General features: G+C 61.6%; 16 protein-coding genes. 15 read left to right on the forward strand and 1 reads right to left on the reverse strand.

The window, feature by feature from the left end; all coding sequences use genetic code 11:
- Window positions 1-7: 7 nt before the first annotated feature.
- The 12 genes from glpK to M5B42_RS14835 all read left to right on the forward strand — a co-directional run bounded on the left by glpK (window position 8) and on the right by M5B42_RS14835 (window position 12,826).
- A complete protein-coding gene (gene glpK, locus M5B42_RS14780) occupies window positions 8-1,513 on the forward strand; it encodes a glycerol kinase GlpK (RefSeq protein WP_177102772.1) in 1,506 nt (501 codons plus the stop codon).
- Window positions 1,514-1,802: 289 nt separating this feature from the next.
- Window positions 1,803-2,558, forward strand: coding sequence for a DeoR/GlpR family transcriptional regulator (locus tag M5B42_RS14785; RefSeq protein WP_103494176.1), 756 nt, complete (start codon window positions 1,803-1,805; stop codon window positions 2,556-2,558).
- 299 nt (window positions 2,559-2,857) lie between these two features.
- Window positions 2,858-4,396 (forward strand): glycerol-3-phosphate dehydrogenase, encoded by a 1,539-nt coding sequence (gene glpD, locus M5B42_RS14790; protein ID WP_248746269.1) that lies wholly within the window; start codon window positions 2,858-2,860, stop codon window positions 4,394-4,396.
- A 442-nt stretch (window positions 4,397-4,838) separates the two neighbouring features.
- Window positions 4,839-5,753, forward strand: coding sequence for a glutamate/aspartate ABC transporter substrate-binding protein (locus M5B42_RS14795; protein WP_248746270.1), 915 nt, complete (start codon window positions 4,839-4,841; stop codon window positions 5,751-5,753).
- Window positions 5,754-5,952: 199 nt separating this feature from the next.
- Window positions 5,953-6,699 carry an amino acid ABC transporter permease gene (locus M5B42_RS14800; protein ID WP_121134291.1) on the forward strand — a complete coding sequence of 249 codons (747 nt, stop codon included), beginning with the start codon at window positions 5,953-5,955 and terminating at the stop codon, window positions 6,697-6,699.
- Window positions 6,699-7,370: an ABC transporter permease subunit gene (locus M5B42_RS14805; RefSeq protein ID WP_103494180.1), complete on the forward strand. Its 672-nt coding sequence runs from the start codon at window positions 6,699-6,701 to the stop codon at window positions 7,368-7,370. Before M5B42_RS14800 ends, M5B42_RS14805 begins: the two co-directional genes overlap by 1 nt.
- On the forward strand, window positions 7,367-8,101 hold the full coding sequence (locus M5B42_RS14810; protein WP_103494181.1) for an amino acid ABC transporter ATP-binding protein: 735 nt from the start codon (window positions 7,367-7,369) through the stop codon (window positions 8,099-8,101). The genes M5B42_RS14805 and M5B42_RS14810 overlap by 4 nt, the downstream gene beginning before the upstream one ends.
- Window positions 8,102-8,272: 171 nt before the next feature.
- The gene (locus tag M5B42_RS14815) at window positions 8,273-10,174 is read left to right on the forward strand and encodes an ATP-binding protein (RefSeq protein ID WP_177102777.1); all 1,902 of its coding nucleotides are present in this window, start codon (window positions 8,273-8,275) and stop codon (window positions 10,172-10,174) included.
- On the forward strand, window positions 10,171-11,496 hold the full coding sequence (locus M5B42_RS14820) for a sigma-54 dependent transcriptional regulator (RefSeq protein WP_152740910.1): 1,326 nt from the start codon (window positions 10,171-10,173) through the stop codon (window positions 11,494-11,496). The genes M5B42_RS14815 and M5B42_RS14820 overlap by 4 nt, the downstream gene beginning before the upstream one ends.
- Before the next feature lie 24 nt (window positions 11,497-11,520).
- A complete protein-coding gene (locus tag M5B42_RS14825) occupies window positions 11,521-11,850 on the forward strand; it encodes a GlpM family protein (protein ID WP_177102831.1) in 330 nt (109 codons plus the stop codon).
- 168 nt (window positions 11,851-12,018) lie between these two features.
- Window positions 12,019-12,393 (forward strand): EamA family transporter, encoded by a 375-nt coding sequence (locus M5B42_RS14830; protein WP_103494185.1) that lies wholly within the window; start codon window positions 12,019-12,021, stop codon window positions 12,391-12,393.
- Window positions 12,394-12,424: 31 nt separating this feature from the next.
- The gene (locus tag M5B42_RS14835; protein ID WP_103494186.1) at window positions 12,425-12,826 is read left to right on the forward strand and encodes an EamA family transporter; all 402 of its coding nucleotides are present in this window, start codon (window positions 12,425-12,427) and stop codon (window positions 12,824-12,826) included.
- A 179-nt stretch (window positions 12,827-13,005) separates the two neighbouring features.
- Here M5B42_RS14835 and M5B42_RS14840 read toward each other — a convergent pair whose 3' ends face one another.
- Window positions 13,006-13,779 carry a MipA/OmpV family protein gene (locus M5B42_RS14840; protein ID WP_248746271.1) on the reverse strand — a complete coding sequence of 258 codons (774 nt, stop codon included), beginning with the start codon at window positions 13,777-13,779 and terminating at the stop codon, window positions 13,006-13,008.
- A gap of 225 nt (window positions 13,780-14,004) precedes the next feature.
- On the opposite strand from M5B42_RS14840, the gene M5B42_RS14845 reads away from it, so the two are divergent.
- The 3 genes from M5B42_RS14845 to M5B42_RS14855 are packed head-to-tail and all read left to right on the forward strand — an operon-like array spanning window position 14,005 to window position 16,959.
- Window positions 14,005-14,709, forward strand: coding sequence for an HAD-IB family phosphatase (locus M5B42_RS14845; RefSeq protein WP_100944506.1), 705 nt, complete (start codon window positions 14,005-14,007; stop codon window positions 14,707-14,709).
- Window positions 14,702-16,096, forward strand: coding sequence for an aminotransferase class III-fold pyridoxal phosphate-dependent enzyme (locus M5B42_RS14850; protein ID WP_177102779.1), 1,395 nt, complete (start codon window positions 14,702-14,704; stop codon window positions 16,094-16,096). Before M5B42_RS14845 ends, M5B42_RS14850 begins: the two co-directional genes overlap by 8 nt.
- Window positions 16,093-16,959, forward strand: a complete 867-nt coding sequence (locus tag M5B42_RS14855) for an alpha/beta fold hydrolase (RefSeq protein ID WP_177102781.1) — start codon at window positions 16,093-16,095, stop codon at window positions 16,957-16,959. Before M5B42_RS14850 ends, M5B42_RS14855 begins: the two co-directional genes overlap by 4 nt.
- Window positions 16,960-16,969: the final 10 nt, after the last annotated feature.

Genomic DNA, 16,969 nt, shown 5'->3' on the forward strand with positions numbered 1-16,969 from the left:
ATCGAAAATGACCGACACTCAGAATAAGAACTACATCATTGCCCTCGACCAGGGTACGACCAGCTCGCGGGCGATCATCTTCGATCGCGACGCCAATGTGGTCGGCACCGCCCAGCGCGAATTCCAGCAGCACTATCCACAAGCCGGCTGGGTCGAACACGACCCGATGGAAATCTTCGCCACCCAGAGCGCGGTCATGGTTGAAGCCCTGGCGCAAGCCGGCCTGCACCACGACCAGGTCGCCGCCATCGGCATCACCAACCAGCGTGAAACCACCGTGGTCTGGGACAAGGTCAGCGGCCGTCCGATCTACAACGCCATCGTCTGGCAGTGCCGTCGCAGCACCGAGATCTGCCAACAGCTCAAGCGCGACGGTCACGAAGAGTACATCCGCGAAACCACCGGCCTGGTCACCGACCCGTACTTCTCCGGCACCAAGCTGAAGTGGATCCTCGACAACGTCGAAGGCAGCCGTGAACGCGCACGCAGCGGCGAGCTGCTGTTCGGCACCATCGACAGCTGGCTGATCTGGAAATTCACCGGCGGCAAGACCCACGTCACCGACTACACCAACGCCTCGCGCACCATGCTCTTCAACATCCACTCCCTGGAATGGGATGCGAAGATGCTGGAGATCCTCGACATTCCCCGGGAAATGCTTCCGGAAGTGAAGTCATCCTCGGAAATCTACGGCCACACCAAGAGCGGCATCGCCATCGGCGGTATCGCCGGCGACCAACAAGCGGCCCTGTTCGGCCAGATGTGCGTGGAGCCGGGCCAGGCGAAAAACACCTACGGCACTGGCTGCTTCCTGCTGATGAACACCGGCACCAAGGCCGTCCGCTCCAAGCACGGCATGCTCACCACCATCGCCTGCGGCCCTCGCGGCGAAGTGGCTTACGCCCTGGAAGGCGCGGTATTCAACGGTGGCTCGACCATCCAATGGCTGCGTGACGAACTGAAGCTGATCAACGACGCCTTCGATACCGAATACTTCGCCAGCAAGGTCAAGGACAGCAACGGCGTGTACCTGGTACCGGCCTTCACCGGCCTGGGCGCTCCGTACTGGGACCCCTATGCCCGTGGCGCACTGTTCGGCCTGACCCGTGGGGTGAAGGTGGATCACATCATTCGTGCCGCCCTGGAGTCGATCGCCTACCAGACCCGCGACGTGCTGGACGCCATGCAACAGGACTCGGGCGAACGCCTCAAGGCCCTGCGCGTGGACGGCGGCGCGGTGGCCAACAACTTCCTGATGCAGTTCCAGGCCGACATTCTCGGGACCCAGGTCGAGCGCCCGCAAATGCGCGAAACCACGGCACTCGGCGCGGCCTACCTGGCCGGCCTGGCGTGCGGTTTCTGGGGCAGTCTGGAAGAGCTGCGGGGCAAGGCGGTGATCGAGCGCGAGTTCGAGCCGCAGCGTCCTGAAGCCGAGAAGGAAAAACTCTACGCCGGCTGGCAGAAAGCGGTTAGCCGTACCCGCGATTGGGAACCGCACGAAGACAGCAACTAAGCCGAACGCTGTTCATTAGGCTGAACACGGCCCTGTAGGAGCAGGGCTTGCCCGCGAAGGCGTCCTTGAAGACGCCAAAAGCTTCGCTGGCAAGCCAGGCTCCTACAGGTTTTGTGGCGCTCCCGAGATCGGACGACGCTCAACAGGCCGCTGAAACAAGAGCGACCTCAACAGCAACAACGTACGACACCCCCACCGCACATCCGCGATTGATTGGCCCCGCAAGTGGCAGACAGGTCCTTCCTGCGGCATGATGGAAGAATTTGTACGGCAGCCCAAAGGACGCCCAATGAATCTGCCTCCCCGCCAGCAACAAATCCTCGAACTGGTCCGCGAACGCGGTTATGTCAGCATCGAGGAAATGGCCCAGCTTTTTGTCGTGACCCCGCAAACCATCCGCCGCGATATCAACCAACTGGCGGACTCCAATCTGCTCCGTCGCTACCACGGTGGCGCGGCCTACGACTCCAGCGTGGAAAACACCGCCTACGCCATGCGCGCCGACCAGATGCGCGATGAAAAACAACGCATAGCCGAAGCCATCGCCGCCCATATCCCCGATCATGCCTCGCTGTTCATCAATATCGGCACCACCACCGAATCCATCGCCCGGGCGCTGCTCAATCACAACCACTTGAAGATCATCACCAACAACCTGCACGTGGCCTCGATCCTCAGCGCCAAGGATGATTTCGAAGTCCAGCTGGCCGGCGGTAACGTGCGCCGTGACGGCGGTGTAGTGGGCCAGGCCAGCGTCGACTTCATCAACCAGTTCAAGGTCGACTTTGCCCTGGTGGGCATCAGCGGCATCGACGAAGACGGCAGCCTGCTGGACTTCGATTACCAGGAAGTGCGGGTTTCCCAGGCGATCATCGCCAATGCGCGCAAGGTCATCCTGGCCGCGGACTCCAGCAAGTTCGGGCGCAATGCCATGGTTCGCCTGGGGCCCATCACCCTGATCGACGCCCTGGTGACCGACCAGGCGCCTGTACCCGCGCTGGCCCAACTGCTGCAGCAGCACAAGATCCGCCTGGAAGTGGTCTGACCCCCTTGTAGGAGCGAGCTTGCTCGCGATGGACGTAAAGACACCGCGATTATTCAGATACCCCGCGTTGGCGTTGGCGACCATCGCGAGCAATCGAGCGTCGACCGGCCGCTCCTACAGTAACAAGGGCGCACCACCTCTCTCGCCCTACAATGTTCGATAATTTTCCTTTCCACCTATCCTGATGGATTTTTTCAATCAGAGTTGACTGGTCGTGAGCACGTTTATCCGCTACTATTTTCGAAAGTGAACATAAATGTTCGAATCCAAATATAGAGAAGACCCTGCGAGGCTCACCGATGAACCCCAGCACCTTGCCTGCCCCACCCCTTGCCGAGCTCTATGACATCGCCGTGATTGGCGGTGGTATCAATGGTGTCGGGATTGCCGCGGACGCAGCCGGTCGCGGTCTCTCGGTGTTCCTTTGCGAAAAGGACGACCTGGCCAGCCACACCTCCTCGGCCAGCAGCAAGCTGATCCACGGTGGCCTGCGCTACCTGGAACACTACGAATTCCGCCTGGTGCGCGAAGCCCTGGCCGAACGTGAGGTGCTGCTCGCCAAGGCCCCGCATATCGTCAAGCCGATGCGTTTCGTCCTGCCCCATCGTCCGCACCTGCGTCCGGCCTGGATGATTCGTGCCGGCCTGTTCCTGTATGACCACCTGGGCAAGCGCGAGAAACTCGCCGGTTCGAAAAGCCTGAAGTTCGGCGCCGACAGTGCGCTCAAGGCGGAAATCACCAAGGGTTTCGAATACTCCGATTGCTGGGTCGACGACGCGCGCCTGGTGGTGCTCAATGCCATGGCCGCGCGGGAGAACGGCGCCCATGTGCACACCCGCACCCGCTGCGTCAGCGCCCGTCGCGGCAATGGCCTGTGGCATCTGGAGATGGAACACGGCAATGGCATGCGTTTCTCGATCCAGGCCAAGGCCCTGGTCAACGCGGCCGGCCCCTGGGTCGCCAAGTTCATCAAGGACGACCTGAAGCTGGAATCGCCCTACGGCATCCGCCTGATCCAGGGCAGCCACCTGATCGTGCCCCGGCTGTACGAAGGCGAACACGCGCACATCCTGCAGAACGAGGACCAGCGCATCGTCTTCACCATTCCGTACCTGGACCGTTTCACCCTGATCGGCACCACCGACCGCGAATACCAGGGCGACCCGGCCAAGGTCAGTATCACCGAAGCCGAAACCGACTACCTGCTCAAGGTGGTCAACGCACACTTCAAGAAGCAGCTGGCCCGTAGCGATATCCTGCACAGCTATTCCGGCGTCCGGCCGTTGTGCAACGACGAGTCCGACAACCCTTCGGCGGTGACTCGCGATTACACCCTGGCGCTCTCCGGCGGCAACGATGAAGCCCCGCTGCTGTCGGTGTTCGGCGGCAAGCTGACCACCTACCGCAAGCTCGCCGAATCGGCGCTGGCCCAGCTGGCGCCGTTCTTCAAGAACATGAAACCGAGCTGGACCGCCACCTCGACCTTGCCCGGCGGCGAAGACATGACCACGCGCCAGGCCCTGAGCCACGAGATCCGTACCCGCTTCGACTGGATTCCAACCGAGATCGCCCGGCGCTGGGCGAGCACCTACGGCAGCCGCACCTGGCGCCTGCTGGAGGGCGTGCAGAACCTGAGCGACCTGGGCGAACACCTGGGTGGCGGCCTCTATACCCGCGAAGTCGATTACCTGTGCAGCGAAGAGTGGGCCTGCGCGGCCGTGGATATCCTGTGGCGGCGCAGCAAGCTGGGCCTGTTCACCACGGCGGCCGAGCAGCAACAGTTGCAGCACTATCTGGACAAGGTCGAGCAGCACCGCGGCAAGATCGAAGCGGCCTGATTTCGGGCACGTCTCAAAGCCGCCAAGAGCTTCGTCGGAACGCCGCCCGGACCAAGCCCTGCTCCTACAGTTCATCGTCGTTCACCCATTTTGTGTACGACACCACATTGTAGGAGCAGGGCTTGCCCGCGAAGAGGCCCTTGCGATCACCAACCCCCTCAAAAACAAGCCCCTTCCTACAGCCCCTTCCCATTCGGTTTTCCGAACAGCCCTTCGCCAACCATTCGGCAAACCGGACGCCAGACGCTCCGAAACCTCTCGAAACAATCAGATTCCCCTTTAAAATCAATGACTAAAACCTCACCCCCAAGCCTGGCATGAGTCGTGCTCTACACTCGATACCGAATGCTCAGGCCGCCCTTGGGGTCGGATGAGCGCTTCGAAGTACCCGAGAGTCGGCTGACCGACTCCATAAGAAAAACAATCTCGAGGAAACCATCTGATGCGCATCGTTCCCCAGCTTCTGGGCGCAGCTATCGCTGTTGCTCTGATCAGTACTCCAGTTTTCGCCGCTGAACTGACCGGCACCCTGAAGAAGATCAAAGAGTCCGGCACCATCACCCTCGGGCATCGCGACAGCTCCATTCCGTTCTCCTACATCGCGGATGCGTCCGGCAAGCCAGTGGGCTACTCCCACGATATCCAGCTGGCCATCGTCGAAGGCATCAAGAAAGACCTCGACATGCCAGACCTCAAGGTCAAGTACAACCTGGTCACTTCCCAAACCCGTATCCCGCTGGTGCAGAACGGCACCGTCGACGTCGAGTGTGGTTCCACCACCAACAACGCCGAACGCGGCCAGCAAGTGGACTTCTCGGTCGGCATCTTCGAAATCGGCACCCGCCTGCTGTCGAAGAAAGACTCCACCTACAAGGACTTCGCCGACCTCAAGGGCAAGAACGTCGTGACCACCGCCGGCACCACGTCCGAGCGCATCATCAAGGCGATGAACGCCGACAAGCAGATGGGCATGAACGTTATCTCCGCCAAGGACCATGGCGAAGCCTTCAACATGCTCGAAAGCGGCCGCGCCGTGGCCTTCATGATGGACGACGCATTGCTCGCAGGGGAAATGGCCAAGGCCAAGAAGCCTGATGACTGGGCCGTGACCGGTACCCCACAGTCCTACGAAATCTATGGTTGCATGGTCCGCAAGGACGACCCGGCCTTCAAGAAAGCCGTGGATGACGCCATCGTTGCAACCTACAAGTCCGGCGAGATCAACAAGATCTACGCCAAGTGGTTCACCCAGCCGATTCCACCAAAAGGCCTGAACCTGAACTTCCCGATGAGCGAAGAGCTCAAGGCCCTGCTGGCCAATCCGAACGACAAGCCAGCACCGGACAAAAAGATCTGATGCACCTCTGAGCGAACTCCCGGTGGCACGAACGCATATCCGGGAGTTTGTTGATACCTGCTGTACTGGCTTCTTCTATTGAGATGGGAAAGACACTCGGACCGCGAGCGGAACGTGTGTGCCTGACGAAGCACGTCAGGCGGGGCGGAGTCCCGGGAAGCACGTGCGTGACCACTGATTGATCCGAGGGGAGACCCGAATGAATTACAACTGGGACTGGGGCGTGTTCTTCAAGTCCACCGGAGTGGGCAGCGAGACCTATCTCGACTGGTTCATCTCCGGACTGGGCTGGACCATCGCCATCGCCGTGGTGGCCTGGATCGTTGCACTGATCCTCGGCTCGCTGCTGGGCGTGATGCGTACCGTACCGAACCGCGTGGTATCGGGCATTGCCACGGTCTACGTGGAAATCTTCCGCAACGTGCCGCTGCTGGTGCAACTGTTCATCTGGTACTTCCTGATACCCGATCTGCTGCCGCAAAACCTGCAGGACTGGTACAAACAGGACCTCAATCCGACCACCTCGGCCTACCTGAGCGTCGTCGTCTGCCTGGGCCTGTTCACCGCCGCCCGGGTCTGCGAACAAGTCCGCACCGGCATCCAGGCGCTGCCTCGCGGCCAGGAATCGGCGGCCCGCGCCATGGGTTTCAAGCTGCCGCAGATCTACTGGAACGTGCTGCTGCCGCAAGCCTACCGGATCATCATTCCGCCGCTCACCTCGGAATTCCTCAACGTCTTCAAGAACTCCTCCGTGGCCTCGCTGATCGGCTTGATGGAACTGCTCGCGCAGACCAAGCAGACCGCCGAGTTCTCCGCCAACCTGTTCGAAGCCTTCACCCTGGCGACGCTGATCTACTTCACCCTGAACATGAGCCTGATGTTGCTGATGCGCCTGGTCGAGAAGAAAGTCGCGGTGCCCGGCCTGATCTCCGTGGGGGGTAAATAATGGACTTCGATTTCAGTGGCATCGTCCCGGCCATTCCGGGTCTCTGGAACGGCATGCTGATGACCCTGCAACTGATGGTGCTGGGTGTCGTCGGCGGCCTGGTCATCGGTACGCTCCTGGCCTTGATGCGCTTGTCTTCGAACAAGTTGCTGGCCAACGTCGCCGGTGCCTACGTCAACTACTTCCGCTCGATCCCGCTGCTGCTGGTGATCACCTGGTTCTACCTGGCGGTACCCTTCGTCCTGCGCTGGATCACCGGAGAAGACACGCCGATCGGCGCGTTCGCCTCTTGCATCGTGGCCTTCATGATGTTCGAAGCGGCGTACTTCTGCGAAATCGTCCGCGCCGGCGTGCAGTCGATCGCCAAGGGCCAGATGGGCGCCGCCCAGGCCCTGGGCATGAGCTATGGCCAGACCATGCGCCTGATCATCCTGCCCCAGGCGTTCCGCAAGATGACCCCGCTGCTGTTGCAGCAGAGCATCATCCTGTTCCAGGACACGTCGCTGGTCTACACCGTTGGCCTGGTGGATTTCCTCAACGCCTCGCGCTCGAGCGGCGACATCATCGGCCGTTCCAATGAATTCCTGATCTTCGCAGGTCTGGTCTACTTCACAATCAGCTTTGCCGCCTCGCTGCTGGTCAAGCGTCTGCAAAAAAGGTTTGCCGTATGATCTCTATCAAGAACATCAACAAGTGGTATGGCGACTTCCAGGTGCTGACCGATTGCAGCACCGAGGTCAGCAAGGGTGAAGTGGTGGTGGTCTGCGGTCCTTCGGGCTCGGGCAAGTCCACCCTGATCAAATGCGTGAACGCCCTGGAACCCTTCCAGAAAGGCGACATCGTGGTCGACGGCACCTCCATCGCCGACCCGAAGACCAACCTGCCGAAGCTGCGTTCGCGGGTCGGCATGGTGTTCCAGCATTTCGAGCTGTTCCCGCACCTGACCATCACCGAAAACCTGACCATCGCGCAGATCAAGGTCCTCGGCCGCAGCAAGGAAGAAGCGACCAGCAAAGGCCTGCAACTGCTGGATCGCGTCGGTCTGTCGGCCCACGCCCACAAGCACCCGGGGCAACTCTCCGGCGGCCAGCAACAGCGCGTGGCGATTGCCCGTGCCCTGGCGATGGACCCGGTGGTGATGCTGTTCGACGAACCGACCTCGGCCCTCGACCCGGAAATGGTCAACGAAGTGCTCGACGTGATGGTGCAACTGGCCCAGGAAGGCATGACCATGATGTGCGTGACCCACGAAATGGGCTTTGCCCGCAAGGTCGCCAGCCGTGTGATCTTCATGGACCAGGGCAAGATCATCGAGGACTGCAACAAGGACGAGTTCTTCGGCGACATCAGTGCCCGTTCGGAACGTGCGCAGCATTTCCTCGAGAAGATCCTGCAGCACTAAAACCCCAGCCCCCCCTGTAGGAGTCGAGCTTGCTCGCGATGGACGTCAACGATAACACGGGGTACCTGATGCCCCATGGCGCCTGCTCCACCATCGCGAGCAAGCTCGCTCCTACAGGGTTCAGGTGATGGCCGTGCAGACACGCGGTCTGGTTGACCCAAGGCAAACGTGATGAAATGCGACCCCAACCTCTATCGCGCGACGCCGCCCTCATTCGCAGTGAAACCCCGCCTGATCCGCCAACTGTTCCTGCCGCCCCTGATCATCCTGCTGATGATCGGCCTGGGCTACGCCGGCTATCGCATCAGCGAACACTATGGCATCCGCACCCTCAGCGAAAACGGCGAACGCCAGCTGGAGCTGCACGCCCGCACCGTCGAAAGCGAGATCAGCAAGTACACCTACCTGCCCAGCCTGCTGGAGCTTGAATCCAGCGTCTCGGCCCTGCTCAAGGAGCCCGACGCCGAACACCGCCAGGCGGTCAACGCCTACCTCGAAGGCCTGAACCGGCGCAGCCGCAGTCGGGCCATCTATGTCATGGACACCAGCGGTCGGGTATTGGCCACCAGCAACTGGCGCGATGCCGACAGTTACCTCGGTGAAGACCTGTCCTTTCGCGCCTATTTCCAGGACGCCGTGCGCGGTCTGCCGGGGCGTTTCTACGGGATCGGCAGCACCAGCGGCGAACCCGGCTATTACCTGGCCCACGGCCTGGAAGAACAAGGCAAGATCATCGGCGTAGCCGTGATCAAGGTCCGTCTCGAAGCCCTTGAAGAGCGCTGGCAACGGGCCCGCCTGGAAGCTTTTGTCACGGACGAGAACGGCATCATCATCCTCTCCAGCGACCCGGCCCGACGCCTCAAGTCCGTGCGCCCGCTGACCCCGGAGATCAAGGAACGCCTGGCCCGCAGCCTGCAATATTACTGGTGGCCGCTGAACGAACTGCAACCCCTGGCCCGCGAACGCCTGGCCGAGGGCGTCGAAACCCTGACCTTCCCGGCCAACACCGAGCTGGCCAAGGACGGCGACAGCGTCAGCTACCTGGCCCAGACCCGGCGCCTGAGCGACACGCCCTGGCATCTCACCCTGCTCACCCCCTTGCAGGACCTGCGCCGCGAAGCCGCCAACCAGGGCATGCTGGTGGCCGTGGCCTTTGCCCTGGTGGCCTTCCTGCTGATCGCCTGGAACGAACGGCGCAAGGTCATCGCCACCCGCCTGGCCGCCCGCGAAGCCCTGCAGGAAGCCAACAGCCAGCTGGAACGACGGATCGCCGAGCGCACGGTCGACCTGCGCGCCAGCAATGATCGGCTCAAGGACCAGATCCGCGAACGGCGCCAGGCCGAGGAAACCCTGCGCCGCGCCCAGGACGAACTGGTCCAGGCCGGCAAGCTGGCCGCCATCGGCCAGATGTCCACCAGCATCGCCCATGAACTCAACCAGCCGCTGGCCGCGTTGCGCACCCTGTCCGGCAATACCGTGCGTTTCCTCGAACGCGGCGAACTGGACACCGCCAGCACCAACCTGCGCACCATCAACGACCTGATCGACCGCATGGGCCGGATCACCGCCAGCCTGCGCGCCTTTGCCCGGCGCGGTGACGACAAGGGCGAGTCGAGCCTGGCCAAGGCCGTCGACGCCTCCCTGCAGGTCCTCGGCAGCCGGGTCGAAACCCTGCACCTGGAAGTCCATCGCGACTTCGACGACGTGCAACTGGCCATCGACCAGACCCGCCTGGAGCAGATCCTGGTCAACCTGGTCGGCAACGCCCTCGACGCCATGCAGGCCCAACCGCTGCCGGAACTGTGGCTGGAAGGCGACTTCGTCGAAGGCAAATACCGCCTGCTGGTACGCGACAACGGCCATGGCATCGAGCCTGAGGCGCGCAAGCACCTGTTCGAACCCTTCTTCACCACCAAGCCGGGAGAACAGGGCCTCGGCCTCGGCCTGACCCTCTCCGCCAGCCTCGCGGCGGCGGCCGGCGGCCACCTCGGGGTCGAACACCCCCTCACGGGCGGTACCGCCTTCGTCCTCACTTTACCGCGGGTCAACCCTGCCAAGGCCGAGCCGATATGAACAACGACCTCACTGTCCTGATTGTCGAGGACGACCCCCATGTCCTGCTCGGCTGCCAGCAGGCGCTGTCCCTGGAAGATATCCCCAGCGAAGGCGTCGGCAGTGCCGAGGAAGCCCTGGCACGGATCGGCGACAACTTCCCCGGAATCGTCATCAGCGACATCCGCCTGCCGGGCATCGACGGCCTGGAGCTGTTGACCCGGCTCAAGGCTCGCGACAGCAGCCTGCCGGTGGTGCTGATTACCGGCCACGGCGATATCTCCATGGCTGTCGGCGCCATGCGCAACGGCGCCTATGACTTCATGGAAAAGCCCTTTTCCCCCGAGCGCCTGGTGGACGTCGCCCGCCGTGCCCTGGAGCAACGCGGCCTGGCCCGGGAAGTCTGGTCGTTGCGCCGGCAACTGGCCGAGCGCGACTCGCTGGAGGGCCGGATCATTGGCCGCTCGCCGGCCATGCAGAACCTGCGGGAACTGATCGCCAATGTCGCCGATACCTCGGCCAACGTGCTGATCGAAGGCGAGACCGGCACCGGCAAGGAACTGGTTGCCCGCTGCCTGCATGACTTCAGCCGGCGCAAGTCGCAACAGTTCGTCGCGCTCAACTGCGGCGGGCTGCCGGAGAACCTGTTCGAAAGTGAAATCTTCGGCCACGAGGCCAATGCCTTCACCGGTGCCGGCAAACGCCGCATCGGCAAAATCGAGCACGCCCATGGCGGTACGCTGTTCCTCGACGAAGTGGAAAGCATGCCGATCCCCATGCAGATCAAACTGCTGCGGGTCTTGCAGGAGCGCACCCTGGAACGCCTGGGCTCGAACCAGAGCGTGGCCGTCGATTGCCGCGTTATCGCCGCCACCAAGTTCGACCTCGACGAAAGGGGCCGCGCCGGCGAGTTTCGCAGCGACCTGTATTACCGGCTGAACGTGGTGACCCTGGAGCTACCGCCCCTGCGCGAGCGGCGCGAAGACATCCTGCAATTGTTCGAACACTTCCTGCAGCAGTCCTCCCTGCGTTTCGACCGTATCGCGCCGGAGCTGGACAACCAGACCTTGTCCAGCCTCATGAGCCACGACTGGCCGGGCAATGTGCGCGAACTGCGCAACGTCGCCGAGCGCTTCGCCCTCGGCCTGCCGCCCTTCAAGAAAGCCGGCGCGCAAAGCGGCGGCGGGCTGGGCTTTGCCGAAGCGGTGGAAGCCTTCGAGCGTAACCTGCTCAACGAGGCCCTGCAGCGCAGCGGCGGCAACCTGAGCCAGGCCAGCCACGAACTGGGCATGGCCAAGACCACCTTGTTCGACAAGGTCAAGAAGTACGGTTTGAGTCACTGACGGCGAGCAAGCAAGATGGATTTACTGTTGAAAGCCGCCCTCGGCGCCCTGGTCGTGGTACTACTCGCCGCCCTGTCGAAAACCCGCAATTACTACATTGCCGGGCTGGTGCCGTTGTTCCCGACCTTTGCCCTGATCGCGCACTACATCGTCGGCAAGGGTCGTTCGATCGATGATCTGAAAACCACCATCCTGTTCGGCATGTGGTCGATCATTCCCTACTTCATCTACCTGGCGACCCTGTATGTGCTGGTGGACCGGCTGCGCCTGGAGACATCGCTGGCCCTGGCGGTACTCGCCTGGTTGCTGGCGGCCAGTGTGCTGGTCAGCCTCTGGCTGCGTTTTCACGGCTGATCCGCCGCCCTCGCCCGGCGCCCCATCCGCTTTGTGCTGGCCTGTCCTTTGCATTTGCCGGCAAAGCCCTTACGCTGTGCGCCTTCATGGACGCTGCAGCGAAGCCGAGCGACTGTGCAATCCGGCGCGCCATAAAGCGTTGACCCTGCTGTTCTAGGAGCTGTTTCCGTGACCCTTGGCGTTTTTTTGCTGGTACTTTTTTCCGTTGTCCTGGACGTGATCGGCCAGCTCTGTTTCAAGATGGGCCTGGACCGTCTGCCGGAGCTGGAGGGTGGCTTCAGGCTGAAAGCCTTCTGGGGCCAGGTGTTCAACGCCCCCCTGCTGTGGTGCGGGATCGGTTCTTATGTCATCGAGTTTTTTGTCTGGATCGAAGCCCTGTCCCGGGCACCCTTGAGCCTGGTGTTTCCCATCGGGGCCCTGGCCTATTGCGGCGTGGTGCTGGCCGGCAAGATGGTGCTGGGCGAGACCGTCAGCCGCCGCCGCTGGCTCGGCACGCTGGTGATCACCGCCGGCGTGATGCTGGTGGCCATTTCCGGCGCTTGAGGGCTCCATTCATGTTCGAAGGAAATTGTTGATGAGCGGTTCAAAACACATTGATTGGCTGCACGGGCGCTTCGGCACCATCGTGCTCTGGGCCTTGCTGATCGCTTGCGAAAGCGGCGGACAGATCGCCACCAAAGTCGGCGGCGATCAACTCGGGCAGACCGATTTCAGTTTGCAATGGCTGCACGCGGTACTGCTCAACCCGGGTGTCTGGGTGGCGGTAGCCTGTTATATCGGGGCGTTTTTCGTCTGGATGCTGATTCTGCGACGCAGCACGCTGTCGTTGGCGTTTCCGCTGAGTTCGCTGGTGTTTGTCGCGGTGCTGCTGGCGTCCTGGCTGGGGCTGAACGAGCAGATCAGCCTGCTGCACTGGATCGGTGTGGCGGTGATTATCGGCGGGATTGCGTTGCTGGCAGAAGGTGAGAAAAACTAGCCGGAAATGGCGGTGAATGTCGCAGCGCTATCGCCAGCAAGCTGGCTCCTACAGATCCGAGTCACGCCGCATATTATGCGTCGTGCCCAAAACCCTGTAGGAGCCAGCTTGCTGGCGATGGCGTCATTGAATATGACATCGCCATCCCGGCGCCAGCGCCTACAAAAGAAGGTCAGGCCTCAGAACTTGTAGCTGATCGCCGTCTGGATCTGCCCCTGGTCGCTGTCGCCCTTCTGCTTGACGATGCTGCTGTCGGCCGCCGAGCCCACCAGGTGAATCCAGCTGGCACTGGTCATCAGCGACCAGTTGCCGCCCAGGGGGATGGCAAAGCTCTGGGTCAGGGTCAGGTTCTGGAAACCACCGCCGGCGTGATACTGGCGGATCCCCGAGTCCTGCGCCTCCTGGGCACTCACACCGAAGAACGTCTGTGCCTGGCGCTCATCGGCATAGTGCGCGGTGAAATTGCTCCGGCCGATAATCCCCATGCCCAACGGATAGCCCAGCTCTCCACCCAAACGCCCGAGCAGGCCGCCCTGGCCGCTACCGCCGCCGACGGCACTGCCCAGCTCGGCGAACAACCGCCAGAAGTCGGCCGGTGCGTATTCCACGAAACCACCCACCACGCCCATGTCCGGCACATCGCGCAAACCGCGCAACGAGCCGTTGGAGTTGCGCCCGGGCACGTAATTGGCGAAAGGCCCGATGCTGAAACCGTTGGCCTTGAACGCGTCCCAGGTCAGGCCGTCATCACCACTGAGGCTGACATTGCCCCAGTCCAGGTCCACATAAGGCAGTGGCGTCACTTCATAACGGCTGCCCGACGGATCATAGGGCTGATAGCCCACCCCAACCCCCACTTGCCCGGTCGGACCTTCATCAGCCAGGGCCACGTGGCTCCAGCCAGCCAGGGAAAAAAGGCCGGCCAGCAGCAATGAGGAGGAGAGACGAATCATGAAAGTGTCCTTGTAGATACATGCCTTCGCGTTCACAAACACGACTTTTTGTAGGCGAGCACTGATGTTGTTTGTAGGAAGCTACAATTTTTGTAGCTCCATGTACGAAACCCGATACATATAACGGATATATTCCACGAGAATACCGGATTTGAGCACTTGGCACACTCCGTGCTCTGCGTAGGGCATGCGCAGTGTGCGCTCTTATTCAACAGGTACAAGTAGATGATGCACTGGCATATCGTGTGTGATTTCGATGGGACCATCTCCCGCACCGACGCGATCGACAACATCCTTGAGCGTTTCGCCGACCCGAGCTGGGAAAGCATCGAGCAAGAGTGGCTGGACGGTCATATCGGTTCGCGTGAATGCCTCAGCCGCCAACTGGCGCTGGTCAAGGCTTCGCCGGCTGACTTGCTGGCGTACTTCGACACCATCGATATCGACCCGGACTTCCCGGACTTCGTCGATCATGTCATGGGCCTGGGCGCTTCCATCGAAGTGGTCAGCGACGGCATCGAACAAGGCATCGCGCGGATCCTCTCGCGCAACTACGTGACCTTGCTGCCGATCCTCGCCAACCGCCTGCGCCAGGTCGACCACAATAGCTGGCGCATCGATTTCCCGTATTCCAGCGACGCCTGCCGCGCCGCCTCCGGCAACTGCAAATGCAAGTCCGCGCCCAAGGGCAAACGCATCCTGGTGATCGGTGACGGTCAATCGGACATGTGCGTGGCCGGCACCGCCGACTTCGTTTTCGCCAAGGGCCGCCTGGCCGAGCATTGCGAACGCAACAACATTCCTTACGCGCGCTTCGACTCCTTCGCCGAGCTGCCGGCCATGCTGGCCCTGCTGCCGAACGACATCGCGGCGAACGCCGGCAACTACTCTATCGATCTTGAACAACAGGAACTCTTCCACCATGTCTGATATTCGTATCGCTACAGCCGAAGACCAGGTGCTTCTGGAAAAAGAAGCCAAATATTGCTCCTACGGCGATACAGTTCACTACATCGAACCACCGCGCATTTTCAGCCGCTGCGAAGGTTCCTACGTCTGGGACACCGAAGACCAAGCTTACCTCGACCTGCAAATGTGGTACTCGGCGGTCAACTTCGGCTACGCCAACCCACGTCTGAACAACGCCCTGAAAAAGCAGATCGACACCCTGCCGCAGATCGCCAGCCAGTACTTGCACAAAGGCAAGATCGAACTGTCGGAAATGATCGCGGTCGACGCCAAGAACAAGTTCGGCCTCGACGGTCGCGTGCACTTCAACGTCGGTGGTTCGCAGTCCATCGAAGACTCGCTGAAAGTCGTGCGTAACGCCACCAACGGCAAGAGCCTGATGTTCGCCTTCGAAGGCGGCTACCACGGCCGGACCCTGGGCGCGTCCTCGATCACTTCGAGCTACCGCTACCGTCGCCGCTACGGCCACTTCGGCGAGCGCGCACAGTTCATCCCGTTCCCGTACCACTTCCGCGGCCCGAAAGGCATGACCAAGGAAGAATACGGCAGCCACTGCGTGCAGCAGTTCGCCCGCCTGTTCGAAACCGAATACAACGGTGTCTGGGACCCGAAAGTCGGTAGCAGCGAATACGCCGCGTTCTACGTCGAGCCGATCCAGGGCACCGGCGGCTACGTGATCCCGCCGATGAACTTCTACAGCGAGCTGAAGCAGGTCCTCGACCAGCACGGCATCCTGATGGTCGTCGACGAAATCCAGATGGGTTTCTGGCGTACCGGCAAGCTGTGGTCGATCGAACACTTCGACGTCAAGCCGGACGTGATCGTCTTCGGCAAGGCGCTGACCAACGGCCTGAACCCGCTGGGCGGCATCTGGGCCCGTGAAGAGCTGATCAACCCGAAGATCTTCCCACCAGGCTCCACCCACTCCACCTTCGCCTCGAACCCACTGGGTACGGCCGTTGGCTTGGAAATGTTCAAAATGACCAGCGAAGTCGACTACGGCGCGATGGTCATGGCCAAGGGCAAGTACTTCCTCGAAGGCCTGCAAGAGCTGCAGAAACGCTTCCCGATCATCGGCGACGTCGATGGCCTGGGCCTGGCCCTGCGCTGCGAAATCTGCACCACCGACGGCTTCACCCCGGACAAGGCCACCCTGGACTACATGGTCGAGGAAGGCATGAAGGGCGACATGGTGGTTGACGGTCAGAAACTCGGCCTGATCCTCGACGTCGGCGGCTACTACAAGAACGTGATCACCCTGGCACCGTCGCTGGAAATCAGCTACCCGGAAATCGACCTGGGTCTGAAACTGCTCGAGCAGCTGCTGAACCGAGCCATGAAGCGGTGAACATGACACCTATCGATCTGGGCGAAGGTGATGCTGGCTTCGTACTCGGCTCGGGTCCGGTCGGGATCTTGTTGATCCACGGCCTGACCGGCACCCCGACGGAACTCCGTCGGGTGGCCCAGGGCCTGGCCAAGAAGGGCAACTGCACGGTTTACGTGCCGACCCTGGCCGGGCACTGCGGCGGTAACGAAGACCTGCAGGCCACCGGCTGGCTGGACTGGTATGAAGGCGTACGCAAGACATTCGTGGCGGTGAAAGAGCGCCACGAACAGGTTTTCGTCGGCGGTCTGTCCATGGGCGCGGTGATGTCCATGTACATGGCCTCCGAACACCCGGGCCAGATCGCCGGGCTGCTGATGTACTCGACGACCCTGCGCTACGACGGCTGGAGCATTCACAAGCTGGCATTCCTGACGCCGTTGCTGATGAAGATTCCGTTCGGCGTGCACATCTGCCGTTTCGAGGAAAAGCCGCCCTATGGCATCAAGAACGAACGCCTGCGGGCCATCGTCGAGCGCCAGATGAAAGCCGGCCAGAGCAGCGATGCCGGGCTGTTGACCATGGAAGGCATCACCGTGCGCGAACTGCACCGGATGAACGCCGTGGTCATGCGCCGCATGCCGTCGATCAAGACCCCGGCCCTGGTGATCCACTCCATCGAGGACGACATCACCAGCCCATGGAACGCCGACTACGTCGAGCGTCACCTGGGCGGTCCGGTGACCAAGGTCATGCTCGACAACTGCTATCACATGATCACCGTCGATCTGCAATACAAGGAAGTGATCGAGCTGAGCGCCGACTACGTCGAGCGTTTGAGCGGCATCTCGAGCGAGCCTGAAGCACAGCGGCAACAGGCCTAAGGAAAGACCC

The organism is Pseudomonas sp. MWU12-2037 (assembly GCF_023242345.1).
In the GTDB taxonomy this organism is placed as follows: domain Bacteria; phylum Pseudomonadota; class Gammaproteobacteria; order Pseudomonadales; family Pseudomonadaceae; genus Aquipseudomonas; species Aquipseudomonas gingeri_D.

Excerpts from the sequence above, each read along its gene's own strand:
- M5B42_RS14800 (WP_121134291.1), top strand. The coding sequence starts at position 5,953 with ATGAATTACAACTGGGACTGGGGCGTGTTCTTCAAGTCCACCGGAGTG.
- M5B42_RS14840 (WP_248746271.1), bottom strand. The coding sequence starts at position 13,779 with ATGATTCGTCTCTCCTCCTCATTGCTGCTGGCCGGCCTTTTTTCCCTG.
- M5B42_RS14845 (WP_100944506.1), top strand. The coding sequence starts at position 14,005 with ATGATGCACTGGCATATCGTGTGTGATTTCGATGGGACCATCTCCCGC.
- M5B42_RS14820 (WP_152740910.1), top strand. The coding sequence starts at position 10,171 with ATGAACAACGACCTCACTGTCCTGATTGTCGAGGACGACCCCCATGTC.
- M5B42_RS14835 (WP_103494186.1), top strand. The coding sequence starts at position 12,425 with ATGAGCGGTTCAAAACACATTGATTGGCTGCACGGGCGCTTCGGCACC.
- glpK (WP_177102772.1), top strand. The coding sequence starts at position 8 with ATGACCGACACTCAGAATAAGAACTACATCATTGCCCTCGACCAGGGT.
- M5B42_RS14850 (WP_177102779.1), top strand. The coding sequence starts at position 14,702 with ATGTCTGATATTCGTATCGCTACAGCCGAAGACCAGGTGCTTCTGGAA.
- M5B42_RS14810 (WP_103494181.1), top strand. The coding sequence starts at position 7,367 with ATGATCTCTATCAAGAACATCAACAAGTGGTATGGCGACTTCCAGGTG.
- M5B42_RS14815 (WP_177102777.1), top strand. The coding sequence starts at position 8,273 with ATGAAATGCGACCCCAACCTCTATCGCGCGACGCCGCCCTCATTCGCA.
- M5B42_RS14795 (WP_248746270.1), top strand. The coding sequence starts at position 4,839 with ATGCGCATCGTTCCCCAGCTTCTGGGCGCAGCTATCGCTGTTGCTCTG.
- M5B42_RS14805 (WP_103494180.1), top strand. The coding sequence starts at position 6,699 with ATGGACTTCGATTTCAGTGGCATCGTCCCGGCCATTCCGGGTCTCTGG.
- glpD (WP_248746269.1), top strand. The coding sequence starts at position 2,858 with ATGAACCCCAGCACCTTGCCTGCCCCACCCCTTGCCGAGCTCTATGAC.
- M5B42_RS14785 (WP_103494176.1), top strand. The coding sequence starts at position 1,803 with ATGAATCTGCCTCCCCGCCAGCAACAAATCCTCGAACTGGTCCGCGAA.